This window comes from Nocardia sp. NPDC047648 (genome assembly GCF_040642815.1).
GTDB lineage: Bacteria > Actinomycetota > Actinomycetes > Mycobacteriales > Mycobacteriaceae > Nocardia > Nocardia gamkensis.
This window is the reverse complement of sequence record NZ_JBEYSX010000016.1, coordinates 104,358-127,784: the sequence shown is the minus strand read 5'-3', so window position 1 is coordinate 127,784 and position 23,427 is coordinate 104,358. Positions and strand designations below refer to the sequence as shown.

Annotated in this window: 23 protein-coding genes; 15 read left to right on the top strand and 8 right to left on the bottom strand. The window is 70.5% G+C overall.

Features of this window, described 5'->3' with window-relative positions:
• Positions 1–76: 76 nt before the first annotated feature.
• Positions 77–1,669 (top strand): phosphatase PAP2 family protein, encoded by a 1,593-nt coding sequence (locus ABZ803_RS28690; RefSeq protein ID WP_357043972.1) that lies wholly within the window; start codon positions 77–79, stop codon positions 1,667–1,669.
• A gap of 15 nt (positions 1,670–1,684) precedes the next feature.
• On the opposite strand, the gene ABZ803_RS28685 is transcribed toward ABZ803_RS28690, so the two are convergent.
• Positions 1,685–2,251: a hypothetical protein gene (locus tag ABZ803_RS28685; RefSeq protein ID WP_357043970.1), complete on the bottom strand. Its 567-nt coding sequence runs from the start codon at positions 2,249–2,251 to the stop codon at positions 1,685–1,687.
• Positions 2,252–2,388: 137 nt separating this feature from the next.
• Here ABZ803_RS28685 and ABZ803_RS28680 point away from each other — a divergent pair, with 137 nt between their 5' ends.
• Positions 2,389–2,931, top strand: a complete 543-nt coding sequence (locus ABZ803_RS28680; RefSeq protein WP_357043968.1) for a YaeQ family protein — start codon at positions 2,389–2,391, stop codon at positions 2,929–2,931.
• Between the two features lie 13 nt (positions 2,932–2,944).
• Here ABZ803_RS28680 and ABZ803_RS28675 read toward each other — a convergent pair whose 3' ends face one another.
• The 7 genes from ABZ803_RS28675 to ABZ803_RS28645 all read right to left on the bottom strand — a co-directional run bounded on the left by ABZ803_RS28675 (position 2,945) and on the right by ABZ803_RS28645 (position 8,525).
• Positions 2,945–3,418 carry a hypothetical protein gene (locus tag ABZ803_RS28675; RefSeq protein WP_357043966.1) on the bottom strand — a complete coding sequence of 158 codons (474 nt, stop codon included), beginning with the start codon at positions 3,416–3,418 and terminating at the stop codon, positions 2,945–2,947.
• A gap of 140 nt (positions 3,419–3,558) precedes the next feature.
• The gene (locus ABZ803_RS28670) at positions 3,559–5,280 is read right to left on the bottom strand and encodes an urease subunit alpha (protein ID WP_357043964.1); all 1,722 of its coding nucleotides are present in this window, start codon (positions 5,278–5,280) and stop codon (positions 3,559–3,561) included.
• 56 nt (positions 5,281–5,336) lie between these two features.
• Positions 5,337–5,648: an urease subunit beta gene (locus ABZ803_RS28665; protein ID WP_357043962.1), complete on the bottom strand. Its 312-nt coding sequence runs from the start codon at positions 5,646–5,648 to the stop codon at positions 5,337–5,339.
• Between the two features lie 50 nt (positions 5,649–5,698).
• Positions 5,699–6,001, bottom strand: a complete 303-nt coding sequence (locus tag ABZ803_RS28660; protein WP_062967452.1) for an urease subunit gamma — start codon at positions 5,999–6,001, stop codon at positions 5,699–5,701.
• A gap of 75 nt (positions 6,002–6,076) precedes the next feature.
• Positions 6,077–6,466, bottom strand: a complete 390-nt coding sequence (locus ABZ803_RS28655; protein WP_357044118.1) for a PaaI family thioesterase — start codon at positions 6,464–6,466, stop codon at positions 6,077–6,079.
• A 165-nt stretch (positions 6,467–6,631) separates the two neighbouring features.
• Positions 6,632–7,435 (bottom strand): carbonic anhydrase family protein, encoded by an 804-nt coding sequence (locus ABZ803_RS28650; protein ID WP_357043960.1) that lies wholly within the window; start codon positions 7,433–7,435, stop codon positions 6,632–6,634.
• 382 nt (positions 7,436–7,817) lie between these two features.
• The gene (locus ABZ803_RS28645; protein ID WP_357043958.1) at positions 7,818–8,525 is read right to left on the bottom strand and encodes a hypothetical protein; all 708 of its coding nucleotides are present in this window, start codon (positions 8,523–8,525) and stop codon (positions 7,818–7,820) included.
• A gap of 131 nt (positions 8,526–8,656) precedes the next feature.
• Here ABZ803_RS28645 and ABZ803_RS28640 point away from each other — a divergent pair, with 131 nt between their 5' ends.
• From ABZ803_RS28640 to ABZ803_RS28580, 13 genes are all read left to right on the top strand, one after another.
• The gene (locus ABZ803_RS28640; RefSeq protein ID WP_357043956.1) at positions 8,657–9,703 is read left to right on the top strand and encodes an iron ABC transporter permease; all 1,047 of its coding nucleotides are present in this window, start codon (positions 8,657–8,659) and stop codon (positions 9,701–9,703) included.
• Positions 9,700–10,791, top strand: a complete 1,092-nt coding sequence (locus ABZ803_RS28635) for an iron chelate uptake ABC transporter family permease subunit (RefSeq protein ID WP_357043955.1) — start codon at positions 9,700–9,702, stop codon at positions 10,789–10,791. The genes ABZ803_RS28640 and ABZ803_RS28635 overlap by 4 nt, the downstream gene beginning before the upstream one ends.
• Positions 10,788–11,687 (top strand): ABC transporter ATP-binding protein, encoded by a 900-nt coding sequence (locus ABZ803_RS28630; RefSeq protein ID WP_357043953.1) that lies wholly within the window; start codon positions 10,788–10,790, stop codon positions 11,685–11,687. The genes ABZ803_RS28635 and ABZ803_RS28630 overlap by 4 nt, the downstream gene beginning before the upstream one ends.
• Before the next feature lie 71 nt (positions 11,688–11,758).
• A complete protein-coding gene (locus ABZ803_RS28625) occupies positions 11,759–12,157 on the top strand; it encodes a BlaI/MecI/CopY family transcriptional regulator (protein ID WP_040866505.1) in 399 nt (132 codons plus the stop codon).
• Positions 12,158–12,200: 43 nt separating this feature from the next.
• The gene (locus tag ABZ803_RS28620; RefSeq protein WP_040866504.1) at positions 12,201–13,139 is read left to right on the top strand and encodes a M56 family metallopeptidase; all 939 of its coding nucleotides are present in this window, start codon (positions 12,201–12,203) and stop codon (positions 13,137–13,139) included.
• A gap of 179 nt (positions 13,140–13,318) precedes the next feature.
• Positions 13,319–14,920 carry a DEAD/DEAH box helicase gene (locus ABZ803_RS28615; protein WP_357043950.1) on the top strand — a complete coding sequence of 534 codons (1,602 nt, stop codon included), beginning with the start codon at positions 13,319–13,321 and terminating at the stop codon, positions 14,918–14,920.
• Positions 14,921–14,924: 4 nt separating this feature from the next.
• Entirely contained in the window at positions 14,925–15,770 is an 846-nt protein-coding gene (locus ABZ803_RS28610) for a DMT family transporter (protein WP_357043948.1), read from the top strand.
• Positions 15,771–15,968: 198 nt separating this feature from the next.
• On the top strand, positions 15,969–17,405 hold the full coding sequence (locus tag ABZ803_RS28605) for a GuaB1 family IMP dehydrogenase-related protein (RefSeq protein ID WP_357043947.1): 1,437 nt from the start codon (positions 15,969–15,971) through the stop codon (positions 17,403–17,405).
• A gap of 244 nt (positions 17,406–17,649) precedes the next feature.
• Positions 17,650–19,032, top strand: a complete 1,383-nt coding sequence (locus tag ABZ803_RS28600) for a hemolysin family protein (RefSeq protein WP_062967740.1) — start codon at positions 17,650–17,652, stop codon at positions 19,030–19,032.
• Complete coding sequence (locus ABZ803_RS28595) at positions 19,025–20,089, top strand: hemolysin family protein (RefSeq protein ID WP_357043945.1); 1,065 nt, start codon at positions 19,025–19,027, stop codon at positions 20,087–20,089. Before ABZ803_RS28600 ends, ABZ803_RS28595 begins: the two co-directional genes overlap by 8 nt.
• Before the next feature lie 37 nt (positions 20,090–20,126).
• Positions 20,127–21,047, top strand: a complete 921-nt coding sequence (locus ABZ803_RS28590) for a 3-methyladenine DNA glycosylase (RefSeq protein ID WP_357043943.1) — start codon at positions 20,127–20,129, stop codon at positions 21,045–21,047.
• A gap of 159 nt (positions 21,048–21,206) precedes the next feature.
• A complete protein-coding gene (locus ABZ803_RS28585) occupies positions 21,207–22,781 on the top strand; it encodes a hypothetical protein (RefSeq protein ID WP_357043941.1) in 1,575 nt (524 codons plus the stop codon).
• A 2-nt stretch (positions 22,782–22,783) separates the two neighbouring features.
• Entirely contained in the window at positions 22,784–23,425 is a 642-nt protein-coding gene (locus tag ABZ803_RS28580) for a DUF305 domain-containing protein (RefSeq protein ID WP_357043939.1), read from the top strand.
• The last annotated feature ends 2 nt before the right edge of the window (positions 23,426–23,427 follow it).

Genomic DNA, 23,427 nt, shown 5'->3' with positions numbered 1-23,427 from the left:
GGAGGCCACTTGCCCACGAATGCTGCGCGGCACCGTGTTCGGCGAGGTCTGCGCGGTGATCGGTAGTGTCGACCGGGTGAGTAGCTGGGTGCGCCGGAAGTTCCAAGGTATCGGACGAATCGATCGAGCGATCGGCGGCGCGGTCGCCGAACTGCCTGCTTCGACCGTCGACCGAGGGCTGCTGCGGATCACCAACAGCGCCGATTTCAGCGGGCTGTGGCTGTTCATCGCGACGCTGCTCGCCACCCGCCAGGGCGCACCTCGGCGAGCCGCGCTGCGCGGTGTCGTCTCCCTCGCCGGAGCCAGTCTCGTCGTCAACGTCGGCCTCAAGTCGCTCATCGCACGGCGCAGGCCTGCCGCCGAACTCCTGCCGGTGCACCGGCGACTCACTCCCGCCCCGACGTCCTCCTCGTTCCCTTCGGGACACAGCGCCTGCGCCGCGGCGTTCGCCACCGCCGTGGCCCTGGAAAGTCCGCGGACCGCGCTGGTCGTCGCCCCGCTGGCCGCCACCGTCGCGTACTCGCGGGTGCACACCGGCGTGCACTGGAGCTCGGATGTGCTCGTCGGCGCGGCCGTCGGTTCCGGTGTCGCACTGGCCACCCGGCGCTGGTGGCCGGTGCGTGAATCCGACGAGGCGCAAGCCCGCCCGGTCCGCGAGGTACCCACCCTGGTGGAGGGCAAAGGCCTTGTGGTCATGGTGAATCCGATCTCGGGCGATCCGAACTACGATCCCACCGACGACGTCGCGGCAGCGCTGCCCGCCGCGACCGTGCTGCGCACCCGACCCGATCTGGACTGTGCCGAACAACTCGAACAGGCCATCGCCGAGCACGGTGAGCCGGTGCTGGCGGTCGGCGTCGCCGGTGGTGACGGCACCGTGGCCGCCGTGGCCGCGGTCGCGTTGCGCCACGAGTTGCCCTTGGTCGTCATCCCCACCGGCACGCTCAACCACTTCGCCCGCGACCTCGGCGTCTACGACCTGCGCGAGGTGATCGACGCCACCGGCGTCGGCGAGGCGGTCGCGGTCGACATCGCGAGCGTCGAATGGGAGGACGAAACCGGTTCGCGCACCAGGCATCTGATCAACACGGCCAGCCTCGGCGCCTATCCGGACCTGGTGCAACTGCGCGAGAAGTGGCAGCCGCGCTGGGGTAAGTGGCCTGCCTTCGCCGCCGCGCTCGTGGTCACCCTGCGCCGGGCCGAGCCGATCGAGATCTGCCTGGACGGGCGCTGGCAGCGGGTGTGGTTCCTGTTCGTCGGCAACGGTCCCTATCACCCGCACGGCGCCGTGCCCGCTTTCCGCGGCCGGCTCGACGCGGGGCTGCTCGACGTGCGCTGGCTGCGTGCCGATCTGCGGTGGTCGCGCACCCGCGCCGTGCTGGCGCTGCTGCTGGCGGCGATCGGCCACAGCAAGGTCTACGGCGAGCGCCAGTTGCCCGAACTCTTCGTGCAGCTGCCCACTCCGGAGGCGCTGGCCACCGACGGTGAGGTGGTCGGCAAAGCCTCCCGCCTGCACTTCGCCATCGCGGGTCAGCTCGCGGCCTACCGCCGGGACGAATCCAATCCGCTCTGGGCCGACCGCAGTCGCCCGCACCACCGCCGAGCACCCTGGGTTCGCGACATATTCCGGGCCCGCAGGCCGTTTCAGCGACGAGCGGGCGAAGACTGAGCAACAGGTCGACGGCTACTTCATGAAGCGCAGCAAGCCGAGGTTCGGCTCGAGCGCGCCGTCCTGGCCCAGGGACAGGAAATCCGCCTCGACCGCGGCCCGTTCCAGTACCCCCGCGCGCACCGCGTGGTACCGCACGACCGACCAGAGGAACACATCGAGGTCGTCGAAACGGGTCTCTCCTTCGACGACTTCCTCCTCGTGGAACCAGATCGCGATCTGCCCGTTGGTGAGCACCACGTACAGGTTGCCGCCGCCGTCCGCGCCGATCGAGTACACGTCGTCGTCGGTGAGCTCGGTCTCGTAGTCGGAATCCCGGATCCCGCAATCGTTTCCGGCGAAGTCGAATCCGTAGGACCAAGAATGGATGTCCAGGAACTGCGGCATCCGCCCGGATCGCACCCGTCGATCGAAAGCCGCGAGCGCCGCCGCGTTCGAGGGCGCCAACCGTTCGAGGAAGGGTGCCACGGGCCGGGTCTCCTCCGGCACGGTGACCTGCGGCCGATCGGCGAACCATCGCGCCAGATCGGCGTCCAAGTCGCGCTCGACGTAACCGGCCAAGTCGTCACGAGTAACTGTCACCGTCGAATCGTAGAAGCCGCCGACGACATTCGCCGAGCCGCCGACTTCGGGTTACGAGACGTCTTCCGCCCTGCCTGGCGGTCCGGCAACGGGCAAGGCGCGGCACCCAGCGCACCTCGGGTTAAGCTGCTGCACCTATGGCACTCAGCGCGACACTGCACAACTTCGCCGTCCACTTGGCCGACGTCGATCGCGGCGTCTATCAGGAGTTGGAGTTGCGGGTGGCGCGTCACCCGTCGGAATCCGCGGAGTTCATGCTGACGCGCCTGCTGGCCTACTGCCTCGAGTACGAGGAGGGCATCGCCTTCAGCGACGGCGGGGTGTCCTCGACCGACGAGCCCGCGGTGCTGGTCCGCGACCTCACCGGGCGCGTCACCGCGTGGATCGAAGTCGGCGCACCGGACGCGGAGCGGCTGCACCGGGGCAGCAAACTGGCCGAACGCGTCGCCGTCTACACCCATCGCGATCCGGTCAAGGTGCTGGCACAACTTTCCGGCAAACGCATCCATCGCGCCGAAGCCATACCGCTCTACAGCTTCGACCGCGACTTCATCGATGCCGCCGTCGCCGCCGTCGAACGGCGCAATACCGTCACCCTGTCGGTCACCGAGCGCCTGCTGTATCTGGACCTCAACGGCACCGGCCTGAGCACCTCGGTCGAGGAGCACCGGCTCCCGTGATCTTCCGACCGACTCATCTGATCCGGCGTTCGCACTCCTCGAACTCGGTTCCCGCTTCGACGCAGTCGTAGAGGCCGCTCTGCCTGTCGCCGCTGGTGGGAGGCTCGCCGCAGAGCATCCCGCAGCGCTGGTAATTCGGGACGGCGGTGCCGTCGGGCCAATGGCAGGCATCGCTGTCGCAGGTGTAGCCGCGCGTGTTGGGGTCGCGCGGGATCGGCTCTCGGCTGTAGGACCATACGAACGCGTCGGTGCCCTGCACCTGTGTGCAGTAGACGGTCCGCCCGTCGGCGAGGTGGCCGACCGCCCCGGGATCCTGGCAATAGTCGTTCAACGTGACCGTCGGGCCGTCCGGCGCTCCGGCCGACCCGCTACCGGACGGCAACGGTGCGGCCGCGGAGGTCGCGAACATCGCCGCCAGGAACGTCCCCCCGCCCACAACGCCCAGCAGAACTCGGCGCGCCACCCCCCGCTCACCTGGTCGAAACATGCTTCCCTCCCTTCCTCGAGGCCCAGCAGGCTACCGGACTATACGCTCCTCCCCCGCTGGCTGCCGCACAAGTGGCACACCACCGAGACCCTTACACCCTCGGCACGGCTATGTGCGGGGTGATCGTCCGTCGAGGACGATCAGAACAGGAAATACCGCTGCGCCATGGGCAACTCGGTGGCGGGTTCTTCGCGCCAGACCTCGCCGTCGATGCGGACGGTGAAGGTGTCTGGCTCGACCTCGATGCGCGGCATGGCGTCGTTGTGCGGCAGGTCCGTCTTGGTCACGCCGCGCACGTTGCGGACCGGCACCAGTTCGCGCTGAACCCGCAACCGGTCGGCGAGGCCGTCCTCGATCGCCTGCTCGGAGACGAAATGCAGCGAGGTGGCGGCGGCGGTCGCCGGGGCGGCGCCGAACATGGGGCGCGGCAACACCGGCTGCGGGGTCGGGATGGAGGCGTTGGCGTCGCCCATCGCGGCCCAGGCGATCGCGCCGCCCTTGAGCACGGCGTGTGGACGGACGCCGAAGAACGCGGGCTCCCAGAGCACCAGGTCGGCGAGCTTGCCGACTTCGACCGAGCCGATCTCGTGGTCCAGGCCGTGCGCGACGGCCGGGCAGATGGTGTATTTCGCGACGTAGCGTCGCACCCGGGCGTTGTCGGCCGCGCCGTCACCCGGCAGGGCGCCGCGGCGGCGTTTCATGACGTGCGCGGTCTGCCAGGTGCGCAGCACGACCTCGCCGATGCGGCCCATGGCCTGCGAGTCGCTGCCGATCATCGAGATGGCGCCGAGATCGTGCAGCAGATCCTCCGCCGCGATGGTGGAGGGGCGGATGCGGCTCTCGGCGAAGGCCAGATCCTCCGGGATCGACGCGCTCAGGTGGTGGCAGACCATGAGCATGTCCAAGTGCTCGTCGAGGGTGTTGACGGTGTGCGGCCGCGTCGGGTTGGTCGAGCTGGGCAGCACGTTGGGGTGGGCGGCGACGGTGATGATGTCGGGCGCGTGCCCGCCGCCCGCGCCCTCGGTGTGGTAGGCGTGGATGCCGCGCCCGGCGATCGCCGCCAGGGTGTCCTCGACGAAACCCGCCTCGTTCAGGGTGTCCGAGTGCAGCGCCACCTGCACCCCCGCCGCGTCGGCCACGGTGAGGCAGGCATCGATCGCGGCGGGCGTGGAGCCCCAGTCCTCGTGCAGCTTGAATCCCGATGCCCCGCCGCGCAATTGCTCCCACATGGCCTCGGCGCTCACGGTGTTGCCCTTGCCGAGCAGAACGATGTTCAGCGGCCAGGCGTCGGTGGCCTCGAGCATGCGCGCGAGATGCCACGCGCCGGGCGTCACGGTGGTCGCCTTGCTGCCCTCCGCCGGGCCGGTGCCCCCGCCGATGAGGGTGGTGATCCCGCCGCCGAGCGCCTCCTCCATCAGCTGCGGGCAGATGAAGTGCACGTGACAGTCGATCGCGCCCGCGGTGAGGATGCGGCCGTTGCCCGCGATGATCTCGGTGGACGGGCCGACGACCAGGTCCGGGTGGACGCCGGTCATGGTGTCGGGGTTGCCCGCCTTGCCGAGCGCGCTGATCCGTCCGTCGCGAATACCGACGTCGGCCTTGATGATTCCCCAGTGATCGATGATCACCACGCCCGTGATCACCGTGTCGGGAGCGCCCTCGGCGCGGGTGGCGCGGGACTGGCCCATGGATTCGCGCAGTACCTTGCCGCCGCCGAACACGGCCTCGTCACCCGCGCGCCCCGGTCCCCCGCTGCGGTCCTCGGTGATCTCGATCAGCAGATCGGTGTCGGCCAATCTGATCCGGTCGCCCGTCGTCGGCCCGAACAGTTCGGCGTACCGCGCCCGGCTCAGCTCACTCATCGCGTCCTACCTCCTGAGCCCGCGCACTCGGCCCCGCCCCGCGCCGGGCACCTGCGCTAGTCATCCAGACGGCCCGGCGGGGTCGGGCTGATGCCGTGGACTTCGCGGGCGCCGCCCAGCGGCACGAGCCATACGCGTTGACCGAGACCGGGTTCGAAGCGCACCGCGGTCCCGGCCGGGATATCGAGACGATGGCCGTGCGCGGCCGGCCGGTCGAACTCCAGCGCCGCGTTCGCCTGCGGGAAGTGCACATGGCTGCCGACCTGCACCGGCCGGTCACCGGTATTGATCACGTCCAGTTCGAGGCGCCGCGCACCGCCGTTCAGTTCGATGACGCCCTCGGCGCAGAAATACTCGCCGGGGATCACGCCGGGCCTCGGTCCGGCCCGAGGCCGCTCGGGTATCGCATACCGGCCGCCTAGCCGATCGGGTGGTGCACGGTGACGAGCTTCGTGCCGTCCGGGAAGGTCGCCTCGACCTGGACGTCGGGGATCATCTCCGGCACACCTTCCATCACGTCGTCGCGGGTGAGCACCGTCCGCCCCGAGGACATCAGTTCGGCGACGGTGCGGCCGTCGCGCGCGCCTTCCAGCACGTGGTCGGTGATCAGGGCCACCGCCTCGGGATGGTTCAGCTTGAGCCCGCGCGCCTGCCTGCGCCTGGCCAGTTCCGCGGCGTAGCTGAGCAGCAGGCGCTCCTGTTCGTGCGGTGACAGTCGCATCCGGGCTCCTCACCGGTTCGCGGGGCGGGTGACGGACATTCTGGCACGCCCGTTCCGCCCTCGCCGGAGGAGCGCTCAGGAACGGTGCGGCAGATTCTGCAATCGCACCTGACCGCGGGCCACGGCGCGCCCCTGCTCATCGGTGATGACGACCTGCCACAGCTGCTGGAGCCTGCCGCGATGCAACGGCGTCGCTTCGCCGAACAGCGTGCCCTCGCGCACCGCGCGCAGGAAATCGGTGTTGTTGTTCACACCGACCACCGTGCCCTGGTCGCCGAACCAGACGCCGCCCGCGATGCTGGCGAGCGTCTCGATGACGGTGCAGTACACGCCGCCGTTCTGAATGCCCGCGGGCTGGTAGAGATGCGGCTTGACGACCCACTCGCCGCGCACGCGGTCGGGGCTCAGCTCGGTGTAGCGCAGGCCGATCAGGTCGGCGAAGGTGCCTTCGCTGTAGGCGTTCATCTGCTCGGGCGTGACATCCGCCAGCGAGCCGACCTGCGGGGTTTCCTGCTGTGTCATGCATTCACTGTCGCACAGCGTCCGCTCCCCGCCCTCGCGGGCTCACGTCGGGTCCGCACAGGCGCCGGCCCGCGCGCCCCACATCCGAGGCCGACTTCCGGTGCGCCCTCACCCGCCCGCCAGCGTGACCGTCCGGCCGTTCAGCGGCTGGGTCGGCCGGTTGCTGTGCGCGAACAACGTCCGGTACCGGTCGACGTCGTCCGGGGTCACCGTGACCGGACTGCCGAGCACCGTCCACGGGACGCCCTCGCTGCACGGCGGCGTGGTGAGCGAACCCTGATAGCGGTACTGGTCGGTGGCGGCAGGCAGCATGGAGCGCAGGTCGATCGGGCCCGGCACGACGGTGTCGGCGTCCACTGCCCGCGGCGCGACCGAGAGGATCGGCGCGAAGGCCGACGGTCCCGGCGCCGCGCTCAGCAGCACACCGAGTACGGCCACCCCGCCCGCCGCGCTCTTGTGCACGAAGTGCGCTTCCATCGTGGTGCCCACACCGTCCACGGTGTGCTCGCTCGGCAGGTGGAAATGGAACTGCGTGAGCTCGAACGGCACGCCGTCGACCACGATGCGATTTCCGTTGCCCGCGGGGAGATTCGCCTGCACGGTGTGCCCGGTGTTGCGCAGCGTCACCGCGGGTGTCGAGTGGTAGTCGACGGTGGTGTGCTCGTGCGGCTCGAGCCGGGCGTGACCGGGCAGGTCGACGGGCGACTGCTGATGGCCGCTCTTGCACGTGACGAAATCCCGGTCCAGGTCGGCCCAGTGGTCGGGGCCCTCGGCGTCGTAATCCCAGTGTGGCGCGGCGTGCGGGGCGGATTCGCTCGACTGCTGCTCGCCGGAGCCGCAGGCGGGGATCACGAGTACCGCGACGGCGGCCAGCACCGCTGCGATGGGACGGGATGGTGTGTTGGTGGGCAAGCTGACAACCCCTCGAACTTCCGGAGAGCCACCGTGAACCCGGCGAGAGGGCAAGCGGGCATCATCGACGGCTCGGAGCCGGCGCGCGACGCTGCGCACCGATGATCGCGACACGGCACCGGGCCGATCCACGGTGCGGCGGTGACCCATCGAGGATGACCGGATGACGAATACCTTTGCTGTGCAGCGGGTTCTACGTTCGTGTCGGCGTCAGACTAGATCTGGGACGGGGCGGCACGCCAGAGCGGGCGACGTAGTTCACAGGCAGACAGAGCGGCGGGCCCCACCGGAAGTGGAGCCCGCCGCGGCAAGGGATCGGGGGTCACCGCAGCCCTCGGGACTCGCACGCGATCCATACGCCGCGTTCGAGTATAGGTCAGCCTTACCTAACTAAGCAAGACCCGGTCCGCCGCACAGGGAGCCCGCGCTCGGCCATCGCCGCCAGCAGTCCCTGCCCACGCCGGGCACCGGTGACGGAATCGGTCCGCGCGAGATCGGGGACGTAAGTGGAAGCGCCCGCTACCGATTCACCGACGAGAGACCAGAACCGCCGGGCGCTCAAGCCGGAGCAGCGGGTCATGCTCTGCTGGACGACGGTCAGCGCGGAGGCGCAGCGATGCGCGAGCCAGACGTACATCGCTTCCGCGCACGGCAGCGTGACCACACCGGGGCCACCCGCCAGCGGGTCACCGTCGATCACGCGAATCGTGGTGTCCGACAGGCCCGCCCAGTCGATTCCGCCATCGTTGTCGGTATGGATCCAGAGGTTCTCCAGCCCGGGATCCCACGCCCGGCCCTCCGCGACGAGCAATGCGACCACTCGCCCGGCGATCGCGTGGATCAGGGCCGTGGCCACCACTTCCGCCGCGATGTCGGCGCTGATCATCTCCGCCGCGTGGCGCCGGTACATGAGTTCGACGCGCCCTTCGCGCACGCCGTCCGCCAGCTGCCACCAGCGCCGTTTCCCCTGTTCCGCGATCGCGGCCACGGCATAGACCCGCGGATGCTCCGGTTGCAGCGCGCGAAGCCGGGCACCGGCGCGTCCGAACGCCGTGGTCGAGCGATGTGGCGTGGTGATGAGCTCGGTCATCGAACCTCCTCGGGGATCGGCTCCGTCGCGCGGCGCGGCGGACACTCGGCCATGCCCGTCTGTAGCGAAAGATAGGTTAGGCTTACCAGACCTAGCAACCGTATCGCTGATTTCAGGAGCAGCTCGTCGCCGTGATCTCCCTTGCCACCGTGAGGCGGCGACGTCTTTCCGGACTTCTCGTCTCGACCGTTCTGCTACTGCTCGCCGTGCTCGCCGGCGTCGCGGTCGGCGCCCGCTCGCTCGCGCCGGGGATCGTGTACGACGCCGTGCACCACGCACTCACCTGCCCCGGCGGGCCCTTCGCCTGCGCAGCCGGTTCCACCGAGGAGCAGATCGTGCGCGGACTGCGTCTGCCCCGCACCGCGCTGGCGCTGGTCTGTGGCTCGGCCCTGGGAATCGCGGGCGCGCTCATCCAGGGCTACACCCGCAATCCGCTCGCCGACGCCGGATTGCTCGGATTGAACGCGGGCGCGGCGTTTCTCGCCGCACTGAGCACGTATCTGTTCGCCTTCAGCGCACCGGAGCAATACATCTGGTTCGCGTTCGCCGGAGCGCTGATCGCCGGCGTTGTGGTGTTCGCGACCTCGTCGGTGGGCGGCGGCAAGGCGAGCCCGCTGAGCCTGGTGCTCGGGGGCGCCGCGGTCACCGCGTTCCTGCAGGCGATGACGAACGCCGTCGTACTGTTCGACGCCTCCGCGCTGGACACCTACCGGTTCTGGGTGATCGGCACGGTCGCGGGCCGCGACGCCGCGGTGTTCTGGCAGGTGCTGCCATTCCTGGCGGCGGGCATGCTGCTGGCGGTGCTGGCCGCGCCGGGACTGAACGTCCTGGGCCTGGGCGACGACGTCGCGCGCGGACTCGGCATGCATGTCGGCCGCAGCCGTGCGCTCGGGCTCGCCTCGGTCGTGCTGCTGACCGGCGCGGCGACGGCGGCGGTCGGTCCGATCGCCTTCCTCGGCCTGGTCGTCCCGCATCTGGCACGCGCGGTCACCGGGCCGGACAATCGCTGGCTGATCCCGTATTCCGGGCTGTTCGGCGCGTTGCTGCTGCTGAGCGCCGACGTGGCGGGCCGTCTGGTGGCCCGGCCGGGCGAGCTGGAGGTCGGGGTGATGCTGGCCGTGGTCGGCGTGCCGTTCTTCCTCGCGTTCGTGCGTCGGCGAAAGTTGGTGAATCCGTGACGGTCTCGCCGCGAACCACGAGCGCGCGTCCCGCCCTGCGCGTCGGCCCGGTGTCGGCGGTGCTGCGACCGCGGATGGTGCTGGTCATCGCGGTCCTGATCGCGCTGGCGCTCGGGCTCTTCTGCCTGGACATCGCGGTGGGCGAATCCCATCTGCCGCTCGGGCGCGTGCTGGACGTGCTCACCGGCGGCGGCACCAGAGCACAGCGGTTCATCGTGCTGGAATCGCGGCTGCCGCGCGCGCTCACCGCGCTCGTGGTGGGGCTCGCGCTCGGGCTCGCGGGCGCGATCACGCAGTCCATCCTGCACAATCCGCTGGCCGCGCCGGACATGCTCGGCATCACCTCGGGCGCGAGCCTGGGCGCTGTCGCCGTGCTGGTCGGCACCGGCGGCGCGAGCACCGGACTGGCCGCTTCGGTCGGTGCGCCGCTGGCCGCGCTCGCCGGCGGTCTGCTCACCGCCGTCGCCATCTACCTGCTGGCCTGGGGCCGCACCGCCACCGGCGGGTACGGCGCCACCGGGCTGCGGCTGGTGCTGATCGGCATCGGGGTGAACGCCCTGCTGACGGCGGGGATCAGCTGGCTGCTCACTCGCGCCAGCCTGGGGGACGCCCAGCGCGCGCAGCTGTGGCTGAACGGATCGCTCAACGCGGCCGACTCCGCGCACCTGGCGCCCGCCGCGATCGCCGCTGGCGTCGCTGGCGTCGTCGCGCTCTCCTCCGCCCGCACCCTCGCCGCGTTGCGCCTCGGCTCCGACACCACACGTGCACTGGGAGTGCGCATCCAGACCCAGCAGGCCGTCCTGATCGGTGCTGCCGTGGTGGCCGCCTCGGTGGCAACCGCCGCCGTCGGCCCGGTCGGCTTCGTCGCCCTCGCCGCGCCGCAGATCGCACGGCGCCTGCTGCGCACCCCGGGCGAGCCGCTCGTCGGCTCCGCCGTCGTCGGCGCCATCCTGGTGGTCGGCGCGGATGCCGCAGCGCGCACGCTGTTTCCGGTCGAGCTGCCCGTCGGCGTCGTGACCGCGGCATTCGGCGGACCGTTCCTGCTGTACCTGCTCGTGCGTATGAACCGGAAGGCGACGCTGTCATGACGATCGCGGACATCACCACCCCCGACGCCACGGGGCGGGCGAGCGCTCCGGGGCACCGGCTCGGCGCCGAGCAGGTCACTCTCGGGTACGGCGACCGGGTGATCGTCGACAGGCTGAGCCTGACCATCACCCCCGGTGTGGTCACGACCGTCATCGGACCCAACGGTTGCGGAAAGTCCACCCTGCTGCGTTCGCTGGGCCGTCTGCTGCGCCCCCGAGAGGGCCGAGTCGTCTTGGACGGCAAGGCCATTTCGACGATGAGGACCAAGGACGTGGCTCGGGTCGTCGGCATGCTGCCCCAGGCGCCGGTCGCGCCGGAGGGACTCACCGTCGCCGATCTGGTCGCCCGCGGACGCCACCCGCACCAGTCCTGGTTCCGGCAGTGGTCGGGGACGGACGAAACCGAGGTGACGACCGCGCTCGAACAAACCGGCATCGCCGACCTCGCCGACCGCGCGCTCGACGAGTTGTCCGGCGGGCAGCGCCAGCGCGCCTGGATCTCGATGGCGCTGGCCCAGGGCACCGACATCCTGCTGCTCGACGAGCCGACCACGTATCTGGATCTGGCGCACTCCATCGAGGTGCTCGACCTGGTGGACCGGTTGCACGCCGATCTCGGGCGCACCGTCGTCATGGTGCTGCACGATCTCAATCTCGCGATCCGCTACAGCGACCAGTTGGTCGTCATGCGCGACGGGCGCGTCGTCGCCGCGGGAGCACCGGGCGAGGTGATATCGGTCGAACTGCTGCGCGCCGTGTTCGATCTGGACGCGACGGTGCTGGAGGACCCGGTGTCGGGCCGCCCGATGATCGTGCCGATCGGGGCGCGGCACGTGCGCGGAAAGGTCGGCGGACCGGCCGACACGGGGGCCGAATCGGCGCCCTATGAGAAATGACACACCAGCTATTTCACGGTTACGACACCCTGTAGTACGCATCGGCGTCGTTGAGTACCTAAAATTGTGGGATGGCAGGTCTTGGTGAACTCGAGAAAGCGGTCATGGACCAGTTGTGGTCGGCCGACGAACCACAAACGGTCCGGCAGGTGCACGAGGCGCTCGCCGCACGCCGTGAGCTCGCGTACACCACGGTGATGACCGTGCTGCAACGCCTCGCGAAGAAGAACCTCGTGGTGCAGCGGCGCGACGACCGCGCGCACCGGTACGCGCCCGTGCACACCCGGGACGAACTCGTGGCCAGTCTGATGGTCGACGCCCTACAGCAGGCCGACGCGGCGGGCAGCCGCGCCGCCGCGCTGGTGCACTTCGTGGAGCAGGTCGGCAAGGACGAGGCTGCCGCCTTGCGCGAAGCACTCGCTAAGCTCGAAGCTACCGAGGACGAGGACTCGGCGCCGCCGCCGCAGTAGACTCCTCGGGCGCCCTGGCCCCACAACGCAGTGAGCTGAGTCGATGAACGCAACCGCGCCGGTCTTCGCCGGACTCGCATTGCTTCTCGCGGGGCCCGCCCCGGCCCTGCTCAGCCGGGCGACCTGGACATACCGGACGCCCCGCGCCGCGCTGGTGCTCTGGCAGGCCATCGCGCTCGCCGCCGTGCTCAGCGCCTTCGGTTCCGGGCTGGCCATCGCCGCCGAGCTGCTCGTGCCCGGCCCCGACGGCCGCCCGACCACCGCGCCGACCCGGGAGATCGACGCGCTGGGCCTGCCGCTGTGGCTGGCCTACGTGTTCGTCTTCGCGCTCACCCTGCTGGTCGGCGCCCGGCTGATCTACGCGGTCATCCGGGTCGGCGTGCACACCCGCAGGCGGCGGGCGCGCCACCGCATGCTCGTGGATCTGCTCGACCAGAGCGGTCCGCACCGGCGCGCGGCCGACATCCGGGTGCTGGCCGCCACCGAGCCCATCGCCTACTGCCTGCCCGGTCTGCGCCAGCGCGTCGTGCTCAGCGAGGGCACCCTGACCAATCTCGCCGACGCCGAAGTCACCGCGATCGTGAGCCACGAACGCTCGCACCTGCGGGCCAGGCACGATCTCGTGCTGGAGGCGTTCACGGCGGTGCACGAGGCATTCCCGAGGGTGGTGCGAAGCAAGGCCGCGCTCGGCTCGGTCAAATTGCTCATCGAACTGCTCGCCGACGACTCGGCGGTCAAGGTCACCGGCCCGAAGCCGCTGGCCCGCGCCCTCGTCGCGTGCGCGAAATCCACCGCGCCGCAAGGCGCGCTCGCCGCGGGCGGCCCGACCACGCTGATCCGCATCCAGCGACTCAGCGAGCGGATCGGTGACATTCGCATCGCCACGGCCGCCTACCTCGGCTCGGCCGCAATACTGGTGGTGCCGACCCAGGCCGTGGCCGTACCCTGGCTCGTGGAACTGAGCCGCCTGTTCCACAGCTGACTCCCCGGCACGTATCCTGGAAACTCGGTCCGCCTCCGGTCGGCCGCACCCTCTCGCTCCACCCGGCGCGCGTCATAGCCCGCGCCCCGCGCGGTGAACCGCATCGTGCACCGCTCTTCACCCCACCGAACAGCGCGTTCCGCTGGACCGCGCCGTGCGACGAAAGGCACATCCACCTCGTGACCCCCTCGACCACCGTCGCCGTGGCGCCCACCGCGACCTTCGCGGAACTGGGCCTGCCCGCCGTGCTCATCCAGGCACTGCGACGCGACGGCATCGAGACGCCGTTCCCGATCCAGGCCGCCACGGCGCCGGACGTCCTGGCAGGCAAGGATGTACTCGGCCGCGGGCCGACCGGTTCCGGAAAGACCTTGGCCTTCGGCCTCCCGATGCTCGCCCGCTTGATGGGCGCTTCGGCCAAGCCCGGCCGCCCACGCGGACTCGTGCTGGTGCCGACCCGCGAACTGGCCGCGCAGATCGAGCGAGCGCTCGACGAACCGGCGCTCGCGCTCGGCCTGCGGGTGGCCTCGGTGGTCGGCGGCGCCCCGATCAAGCGTCAAGCCGACCGGCTCGCCCGCGGCGTCGATCTGCTCATCGCCACGCCGGGGCGACTCGCCGACCTCATCGCGCAAGGGTCCGCCGACCTATCCGAGGTGCTGATCACCGCCTTGGACGAGGCCGACCACATGGCCGACATGGGCTTCCTGCCGCAGGTGACCAAGTTGCTGGACCGCACGCCGCGCGACGGCCAGCGCCTGCTGTTCTCCGCCACGCTGGACGGCGAGGTGGACAAACTGGTCAAGCGCTACCTGCGCGCCCCGGTCACGCACTCCACCGCCCCGCCGTCGGCGGCGGTCAGCACGATGTCGCATCATCTGCTGTTCGTCGGTGACAAAGTGGCCAAACGGACGGTCGCCACCGAGATCGCCGCCCGCGACGGTCTGACCATCATGTTCGTCCGCACCAAGCACGGCGCCGACCGGCTCGCCAAGCAGCTGCGCGGCGCGGGCATCCCGGCGGGCGTGCTGCACGGCGGCAAGGCGCAGAACAACCGCACCCGCACCCTCGCCGCGTTCGCCGACGGTTCGGTGCCGGTACTGGTCACCACCGACGTCGCGGCACGCGGCATCCACGTCGACGGGATCTCCCTCGTCGTGCACGTCGATCCCCCGCCGGAGCCGAAGGCTTACCTGCACCGGGCCGGGCGCACCGCCCGCGCGGGCGAGGACGGCGTGGTCGTCACGCTGGTGATGGACGAAGAGCGCCGCGACGTCGAGACGATGGCCCGCAAGGCGGGCGTCGAGGTCGACGGGGTCGCGGTCCGCCCCGGCGACCGCACGCTGATCGAGATCACCGGCGCCCGCAAGCCATCCGGTATTCCGATCGCGGCGGCGGCCGCGCCCGTGGCCGCCCCTGCCGCGGCCTCCGCGAAACCCGCTCGGCGCAAGCCGGGCAGGCGCGGTGAGCCGACCGCGGCCGGTGGCCGTGGCGCCGGTGCGGCGAAGCAATCCGGGAGCCGGTCGGCCGCCGGGACGGGGCGTGGTGGCGAGGCGGTCACCGCGCCCGCGCGCCGCCGAGGCACCGCGAAGGTCGCCGCGAGCAACCCCGTGGGGCGCGGCGCTGGCTCGGCCAAGGGGACTGCCACCCGCAATTCCGGCGCGACAAGCGGGTTCTCCGGCCGCACCGCGGCTTCCGCGGCCGGCGACACGGCGGGCCGGACGCGGCGACGCGCCGTACGAGCCCAGCAGTCTCCCGCGAGAGGCAACCGCACAGCAAACTAGTCGGGTGTCGACTCATCCGGCAGCCGCCGTTCTCTGCGCCCTGCTCGCCGCACTGCTGTTCGCGGTGGCCGCGGTCGCACAGCAGAGCGCGGCGTCCGTGGTGCCGGAGAGCGAGTCCCTGGTCCGCTCGCTGCTACGCACTCCCCGCTGGTGGGGCGGCGTCGTCGGCGACGCGGGCGGATACGCCATGCAGGTCGCCGCGCTCGCCTTGGGCGCGGTCCTGCTGGTGCAGCCGATCCTGGTGAGCGCGCTGGTGTTCGCGCTGCCGCTGTCGGCCCGGCTGAACAACCGTCGCGTGGCGCCGCGCACGTGGGCGACCGCGCTCGCGCTGACCGCCGCGCTGGCCTGCTTCGTGCTCGTCGGCGATCCGACCGAGGGAAATATCAATGCGCCGCTGCGACATTGGGTCCTGCCGCTGGGCCTTCTGGTCGGCCTGATCGCCGCCGCCACGGCCGCTGGGGTCGCCGCGCGCAGGCCCACGTGGCGCGCGCTGCTACTCGGCGCCGCGAGCGGCTCGCTCTACGGGCTGGCCGCCGCACTCACCGACTACGTCACCGGCCTGTTCGAACACGGTCTCGCGGACGTGCTCGGCGGCTGGCAGACCTGGGCGCTGATCGCGGCCGGCGTCACCGGCGTCTATCTGCAGCAGCGCGCCTATCAAGTCGGGCCGCTGACCGCTTCGCTGCCCGCCGTCTCGGTCGCCGAGCCACTGGCCGCCGCGTTCATCGGCATCGCCGTGCTCGACGAGCGGTTGCGTGCGGACACCGCCGGACTGTTGGTCACCGCGGGCGCGGTGCTCGTGATGGTGGTCACCACCATCGCGCTTTCCCGCTCCGAAGCCACCGTCTGACGCCGCGCCGGCCCACACGAAAGCACCGGCCGGGGTCCGGAAACCCGCCGTGCCACGAGCCCGGGCCTCGCTACGAAGCGGCCGCGTCCTACCCCGCCCGATACCACTCCCCAGCGTTCACCCGAGATCGCCGGGAAATGCGGCAGCACCTCCGGGAGAACGGCGCGCTCCGGTCGGCGCACGGATATCATCGGTCGAGTGCGCTTTCTCCCCGGTCATCAGCCGCCGTACGACCTGACCTACGACGACATCTTCCTCGTCCCGAACCGGACGGACGTCGCGTCGCGCTTCGATGTCGATCTCTCGACGTCCGACGGGTCGGGCACCACCATCCCCATCGTCGTGGCCAACATGACCGCGGTCGCCGGGCGCAGAATGGCCGAGACGGTGGCCCGGCGTGGCGGTATCGTCGTGCTCCCGCAGGACCTGCCGATCACCGCGGCCGCCGACACCATCGCGTTCGTCAAAAGCCGCTCGCTCACCGCCGACACCCCCGTCACCCTCGACCCCGACCGCTCGGTCTCCGAGGCGGTCGCCCTGATGCACAAGCGTGCGCACGGCGCGGTCGTGGTGGTCGACGGCGGACGGCCGGTCGGCGTGGTGACCGAGGCCGCCTGCGCCGACGTCGACCGCTTCGCCCGGCTCCGTGAGGTCGCGGCCACCGATTTCGTGCGGGCCCCCGCGAGCACCACCCCACGCGACCTGTTCGACCTGCTGCACGCCGAGCACGCCGATTTCGCCGTGCTCACCGCCGAGGACGGCACCCTGGCCGGGGTGCTGACCCGCACCGGCGCCCTGCGCGCGGGCATCTACCAGCCCGCCGTCGACGCCGCGGGCAGGCTGCGCGTCGCGGCCGCGGTAGGCATCAACGGCGATGTGGCCGCGAAGGCCAAGTCCCTCGTGGATTCCGGCGCCGACCTGCTCGTCATCGACACCGCACACGGCCACCAGGCCAAGATGCTCGAAACGCTCTCCGCCGTGCGCGATCTCGGGCTCGGCGTCCCGCTGGCGGCGGGCAACGTGGTCTCCGCCGAGGGCACTCGGGATCTCGCGGAGGCGGGCGCGGACATCGTCAAGGTCGGTGTCGGGCCCGGCGCCATGTGCACCACCCGGATGATGACCGGCGTCGGCCGCCCGCAGTTCTCCGCGGTGGCCGAATGCTCCACCGCCGCCCGGGAACTCGGCGTGCACGTCTGGGCCGACGGCGGCGTGCGCCATCCCCGCGACGTGGCGCTCGCGCTGGCCGCGGGAGCGTCGAACGTGATGATCGGCTCCTGGTTCGCCGGCACCTACGAATCCCCCGGTGACCTGCGCGTCGATCGCGACGGCAACGCCTACAAGGAGAGCTTCGGTATGGCCTCCAAGCGGGCCGTCGCCGCCCGCACCGCCTCCGACAGCGAATTCGACCGGGCGCGTAAGGCGCTGTTCGAAGAAGGCATCTCCAGTTCCCGGATGCGGCTGGACCCCGAGCGCCCCGGCGTCGAGGACCTCCTCGACCACATCTGCTCGGGCGTGCGCAGCGCGTGCACCTACGCGGGCGCGCGAACGCTCACCGAATTCCACGAGAAGGCCGTACTCGGCGTGCAGTCCGCCGCCGGGTTCGCCGAAGGGCGCCCGCTGCCCGGCGGTTGGTGAGCGCCGACACGCGCATCGCACCGGCACCGGCCCACGACGCTTCGCGCGTGGGCCGGTAGCATGGTGGTTGCCGGACACCGGCACCACGACACATTCGCGAAAGGATCCAGTTGTCACCCGCGTCCGAGGGCGCCGCACAGGAGGGCTCCTCTACCGAGCCGGGTGACCGACCCGGCGTCCTCCTCCCCGCAGTAGTCCCATTCCACCCAGGCCGTCTCGCAGCACCGTGCAGGTGGTGCTGACGATGTCCATCGCGCTCACCGCGCTCAGCCTGATCGGGTTCATCGCACTCACCGCGGGCACGGCCCTGTTCGTCGCCGCGGAATTCTCTCTCACCGCGCTCGAGCGCAGCACCGTCGAGGCGCACGCACGCACCGGCGACGTCCGCGCCCGCATGGTCCGCAAGGCGCATCGCACCCTGTCGTTCCAGTTGTCGGGCGCCCAGCTCGGGATCACCATCACCACGCTGATCACCGGGTACATCGCCGAGCCTGTGCTGGCCAGGCTGCTGAATCCGCTGTTCACGGCCGCCGGGCTGAGCGAAGCCGCCGCGAGCGGTATCGCCCTGACGCTGGCGCTGATCCTGGCCACCTCGCTGTCGATGATCTATGGCGAGCTGGTGCCGAAGAACATCGCCATCGCCAAGTCACTGGGCACCGCCCGCGTCACGGCCGGACCGATGATCGCCTTCTCGGTGGTGTTCAAGTGGATGATCCATTTCCTCAACGGCACCGCCAACTGGGTCGTCCGCAGGCTCGGCGTCGAACCCGCCGAGGAGTTGCGCTCGGCCCGCTCGCCGCAGGAACTCGGCTCCCTGGTGCGCACTTCCGCCCTGCGCGGCGCACTCGACCAGCCCACCGCCCAGGTGATGGACCGTTCCCTGCAGTTCGGCGAGCGCAGCGCCGAGGAACTGATGACCCCGCGGGTGAAGATCGAAGCATTGGACAAGGACGACACCATCGCCGACCTGATCGACGCGGCAGGCCGCACCGGCTACTCGCGCTTTCCGGTGATCGACGGCGACCTCGACAACACCCTCGGATTCGTGCACGTCAAGCAGGCCTTCACCCGTCCGGTGCACGCGCGCAGGACGATCCCCCTGTACCGGCTCGCCCAGCCGGTCCCGATCGTGCCTGCCAGCTTGGACGGCGACGAGGTGCTCGAACGCGTCCGCGCCGACGGCATGCAGGTCGCCCTCGTCGTGGACGAGTACGGCGGCACCGCGGGCATGGTGACCATGGAGGACATCATCGAGGAGATCCTCGGTGACGTCCGCGACGAGCACGACGAGGAGGAGCGCGACGTGCGGCGCGTCTCCGACGGCTGGGACTGCTCGGGCCTGCTGCGCATCGACGAGGTCTCCCGGGCCACCGGATACGACGCCCCCGAGGGTGAGTACGAGACGCTGGGCGGCCTCGTTCTGACCAGGCTCGGTCGCATCCCGGTGACCGGTGACGAGGTCGTGTTGCCGAATCCTCGCTCGCAGCAGTGGACGACGGCCGACAGCCCCGACGCGGGCGGCTGGATCGCGCGGGTGGAGCGCATGGACGGACGGCGCATCGACCGGGTCCGGCTGATCCCGGTCGACGCCGACGCCCTCGCGACCAAGGAGCACAGCCATGGGTGACCTGCTCGGCGTCCTGCTCACCGTGGTGCTGCTGGGTGGCAACGCCTTCTTCGTCGCGGCCGAGTTCGCGCTCATCTCCGCCCGCCGCGACCGATTGGAAGCGCTCGCCGCGCAGGGCAAGCGCAACGCGAACACCGTCATCCGGGCGGGCGAGAACCTCTCGATGATGCTCGCGGCCGCGCAGCTGGGCATCACCATCTGCTCGATCCTGCTCGGCCGCGTCGGCGAACCCGCCGTCGCCCACCTGCTCGAAGGTCCGTTCGAGCTGCTCGGCCTGCCCGAACAGCTGCTGCACCCGGTGGCGTTCGCCCTCGCGCTGACCATCGTGGTCATCCTGCACATCCTGTTCGGCGAGATGATCCCGAAGAACATCGCGCTGGCCGGACCGGAACGCAGCGCGCTGTTGCTGGTGCCGCTGCACCTGATGTGGCTGCGGCTGGCCCGCCCGCTCATCGCGCTGTACAACCTGGCCGCCAATCTGTCGCTGCGCGTGCTGCGGATCGAGCCGAAGGACGAGCTCGAGGCCACCGTCTCGACGGTCGAACTGGCCGAGATGATCGGTGAGTCCCGCTCCGAGGGGCTGCTCGACGAGGAAGAGCACCGCCGTCTCACCCAGGCCCTGGGCACCAGCGACCGCGTGGTCGCCGACGTGATGGTGCCTCGGGACGCGACCCGATCGATCCCTCTGCGCGGTAACGGGACCACACTCGGGGACATCGAGTCCGCCGTCGCCGAGACCGGCTTCTCCCGCTTCCCGGTGCGGGCGAACGACGGCTCACTGGTCGGGTACCTGCACGTCAAGGACGTGCTGGACAAGGTCGCCGACGAGAGCGCCGGTCCGGGGACGCCGATCCCGCGCACCGACATCCGCCCGCTGCCGACGGTCGGCATGAAGACCACGCTCTACGAGGCGCTCGCCCGGCTGCGCCGCACCAACAGCCATCTCGGCCGCGTGGTCGACGACCGGGGCAACACCACCGGGATCGTCGCCCTGGAGGACTTGGTCGAGGAGTTCGTCGGCACCGTCCGAGACGGAACGCACCGGGTGGGCGAATGACGATCGGCATCACCGGCTCGCGCGAGGTGCGGTGATCATGCGGGTGTTGTCCGGTGCGCGGTGGCGGGCGTCCGCCGCCGCGCACCGGGCCCGGCTGGACGATCTGGTCGGGCCCTATCTCGAGCGGCGGGCACAAGGGTCATCGCACCCGGTGATCGACTTCTTGTTCACCTACTACGGACACAAACCCGCCCAATTACGGCGCTGGCATCCGGGATACGGCATCGGCCTGGCGGATGCCGCCGAGTACGACGGCGCCCGTGGGTATCACCGTGCCGACGAAGCGACCGGCTCGACTACCGGCGATCCCGCCGGGCGCAGCGTCTACACAGCCGATCCCGCCTACCTGGTCAAACGCAGGGACACCGTCGCGTTCGTCGCGAAACTGCTGCGCGCCACCGCGTCCCGCCCCGCCCAGCTGTCCTGTTTCGGCCTGCACGAATGGGCCATGGTGTATCGGACCGACGATATCCGCCACCAGAAGGTGCCGCTGCGACTCGGGCGCGCGGGCACCGACGCGGTGGTCGACTCGATGTCGCTGCGGTGCACGCATTTCGACGCCTACCGCTTCTTCACTCCGGACGCCGTCGGCCGCAATGCCGAGCCGCTCACCCGCGACGACCAGCTCCACCGCGAACAGCCGGGCTGTCTGCACGCGAACATGGATCTGTACAAGTGGGGCTTCAAGCTGGTCCCGCTGATCCCTTCGAAGTTGTTGCTGGATTGCTTCGAGTCGGCTTGCGCCGCACGCGAACTCGACATGCGCGCCAGCCCCTACGACCTGTCCGAGTTCGGCTACGACCCGGTGCGCATCGAGACGCCCGCCGGACGAGCCGAGTACGTCCGCGCCCAGTCCGCGCTGGCCGAACGCGCCGCCGAACTGCGCCGATCCTTTCTGAGCGTCTGCGAAGAACTGCTGGCATCGGACGAGTGCACGGCATCGGTCCACCGACGCTGACGCCGCCGCAGCCCAACGGAAAACTTCCCGGATCCGTGCGGATTCGACGAAACCCTCCTCGGAAGTTACCGCGGATTACTACCATTCAGTCAGTTCAGTGCTGACTGTCCCAGTCACTCTGGTAGCCAAACTCGACGACGAAGTTGGGGGGTCGCGACGATGCGCCCACTGGCCAGGCTGTGCCGTGCCAAAACGCTCGCTCTGCTCACCATCGGCATGGTCACGGCCGTGCTGCTGCCCGCGAGCGCCGCGGCCGATCCACCTTCGGAGATCCGGAACGCCGTCCAGGAGTTCCTCGACGTCGGGCGCACCTCGGTGCCCCGCGCCGACTGCGGACCGGGCGCCGCACCCGAGAACGGCCTGCAAGGCGACGTCACCGCCGCCGACCGCGACAGTGGGCGCAGTACGCAGGGCTACCGATGCAATATCTCGTTCGTCGGCGGCTATGCGGGCCGCGGCGCGGGCATCACCTCCACCAGCTTCGAGCACTGTGCCTATCTCGGCTCGTTCTTTCCCGGCGACCTGATCGGCGAGGCGCGCGGCGTCCAGGTGCTCGACGTGTCCGATCCGGCGCATCCGCGCCCGACCATGACGCTGACCGAGCCCGCCATGCTCGCGGGCACCTGGGAGAGCCTCAAGGTCAACACCGAGCGCAAACTGCTGGTCGGAACGGGTGTGCCGGTCGGTGAGGGCGTGGGCTACCTGTCGGTCTACGACGTCTCCGATTGCGCGCATCCGCGACTGCTCAATCCCGGCCCTGGGACGAATCTGCTGATGCCGCTGCCGATCACCACGCACGAAGGCGGCTTCTCCCCCGACGGCAACACATATTGGGCCTCGGGAATCGCGCCCGGATTCGTCAGCGCCGTCGACCTGACCGATCCGGCGAACCCGCACGTCGTCTGGCAGGGACTGACCGGCATCGAGGCGCACGGCTTCGGCATCAGCCCCGACGGCAACCGGATGTACATCTCCGCGCTCGGCGGCTTCACCGTCCTCGACATCAGCGCGGTGCAGCGCCGCGACCCGAACCCGCAGGTGCACCACCTCGGCCGGACGTTCTGGACGGACGGCTGGGCGACCCAGCACAGTGTCCCGGTCAGCTACGACGGCAAACCCTACCTCTACACCGTCGACGAGGGCGGTTCCGGCGGCGTCAAACTCATCGACATCTCCGACGAAACCGCGCCCGAGGTGGTCGGCAAGATCAAGCTCGAGATCAACCTGCCCCAGCATCTCGACAGCAATATCGGCTCCTCCATGGGCGGTTCCGCCTTCGCCTACGAATCGCACTACTGCGCCGCGGACCGGCGGGCGAACCCGACCGCCCTGGCCTGCGGGTGGATCTCCTCGGGCATCCGGGTCTTCGACATCCGCGATCCCTACGCCATCCGCGAGATCGCCTACTACAACCCGCCCGCTCGCACCGGGCAGAACCTGAGCCTGTGGAACTCGCCGCACGCGCTCGCCTCGATCATCGGCGTTCCGCTGATGAGCGCGCCGTCGGCGCTGCGCGCCGTGCTGGAGGGAGAGTTCGATCCGCTGGACGCCACCACCGCGCGCACCGGCAGGCTCGCCTTCGGCGACGTCTCCACCGACTGGTGTCTCTCTCCGCCGGAATGGCGCGGCACGCAACTCTACGTCGCGTGCTCGGACAACGGTTTCATGGTGCTGCAACTGGACGACGAGGTGTATTCGCCACCGCCGGACCAGCACTCGATCGTCGGATCGTAGCGATGCGGCACTGGACGCGCCTCGCGGCACTGGCGTCGGCGGTCTTCGCGCTGCTCGTGTTCGGCGCCGCGCTGCGCCCCGCGATCTTTCCGGAAGGCCGGTCCGCGACACCGATTCTCAGCGACGTGGAGATCGGCTTCGTCCAGGACATGACCACCCATCACCAGCAAGCGCTGCTCATGGTGCAGCGGCTGGATCGCTCGGTCGATCCGGCGATCGCCCGGCTGGCCGAGCAACTCGACCGCACCCAGCGCCTGGAGATCGGCACCATGCTCGGCTGGCTGCGCCTGGCGGACGCGCCCCCCGGCTCGGCGCATCCGATGGCGTGGATGCACAGCGCGGACGCGTCAGCGCATCGGCATCCGACAGCGCACAGCGCCGCCGCACCGCCCATGCCGGGGATGGCGAGCACGGCGGAATTGGACACCTTGGCGAGGGCGCACGGACGCGACGCGGAAATCCTGTTCCTACAGTTGATGCTTCGCCACCACCAGGGCGGCATCGCGATGGCCGAGGCCGCCGACGGTCTGCTGCGCTCCGGGCCGGTCAAGGAGATCGCCCGGTCCATGATCCACGGTCAGGGTCAGGAAGCGGGGGTGATGGGCATGCTGCTCGCCCAGCGCGGGGCTGCGGCACTGCCGTGACC

What these genes read in the sequence shown, in the direction of transcription:
- ABZ803_RS28680 (WP_357043968.1), top strand. Translation starts at nt 2,389, where the DNA reads ATGGCACTCAGCGCGACACTGCACAACTTCGCCGTCCACTTGGCCGAC.
- ABZ803_RS28675 (WP_357043966.1), bottom strand. Translation starts at nt 3,418, where the DNA reads ATGTTTCGACCAGGTGAGCGGGGGGTGGCGCGCCGAGTTCTGCTGGGC.
- ABZ803_RS28670 (WP_357043964.1), bottom strand. Translation starts at nt 5,280, where the DNA reads ATGAGTGAGCTGAGCCGGGCGCGGTACGCCGAACTGTTCGGGCCGACG.
- ABZ803_RS28660 (WP_062967452.1), bottom strand. Translation starts at nt 6,001, where the DNA reads ATGCGACTGTCACCGCACGAACAGGAGCGCCTGCTGCTCAGCTACGCC.
- ABZ803_RS28655 (WP_357044118.1), bottom strand. Translation starts at nt 6,466, where the DNA reads ATGAACGCCTACAGCGAAGGCACCTTCGCCGACCTGATCGGCCTGCGC.
- ABZ803_RS28645 (WP_357043958.1), bottom strand. Translation starts at nt 8,525, where the DNA reads ATGACCGAGCTCATCACCACGCCACATCGCTCGACCACGGCGTTCGGA.
- ABZ803_RS28630 (WP_357043953.1), top strand. Translation starts at nt 10,788, where the DNA reads ATGACGATCGCGGACATCACCACCCCCGACGCCACGGGGCGGGCGAGC.
- ABZ803_RS28625 (WP_040866505.1), top strand. Translation starts at nt 11,759, where the DNA reads ATGGCAGGTCTTGGTGAACTCGAGAAAGCGGTCATGGACCAGTTGTGG.
- ABZ803_RS28620 (WP_040866504.1), top strand. Translation starts at nt 12,201, where the DNA reads ATGAACGCAACCGCGCCGGTCTTCGCCGGACTCGCATTGCTTCTCGCG.
- ABZ803_RS28600 (WP_062967740.1), top strand. Translation starts at nt 17,650, where the DNA reads ATGTCCATCGCGCTCACCGCGCTCAGCCTGATCGGGTTCATCGCACTC.
- ABZ803_RS28595 (WP_357043945.1), top strand. Translation starts at nt 19,025, where the DNA reads ATGGGTGACCTGCTCGGCGTCCTGCTCACCGTGGTGCTGCTGGGTGGC.
- ABZ803_RS28590 (WP_357043943.1), top strand. Translation starts at nt 20,127, where the DNA reads ATGCGGGTGTTGTCCGGTGCGCGGTGGCGGGCGTCCGCCGCCGCGCAC.
- ABZ803_RS28585 (WP_357043941.1), top strand. Translation starts at nt 21,207, where the DNA reads ATGCGCCCACTGGCCAGGCTGTGCCGTGCCAAAACGCTCGCTCTGCTC.
- ABZ803_RS28580 (WP_357043939.1), top strand. Translation starts at nt 22,784, where the DNA reads ATGCGGCACTGGACGCGCCTCGCGGCACTGGCGTCGGCGGTCTTCGCG.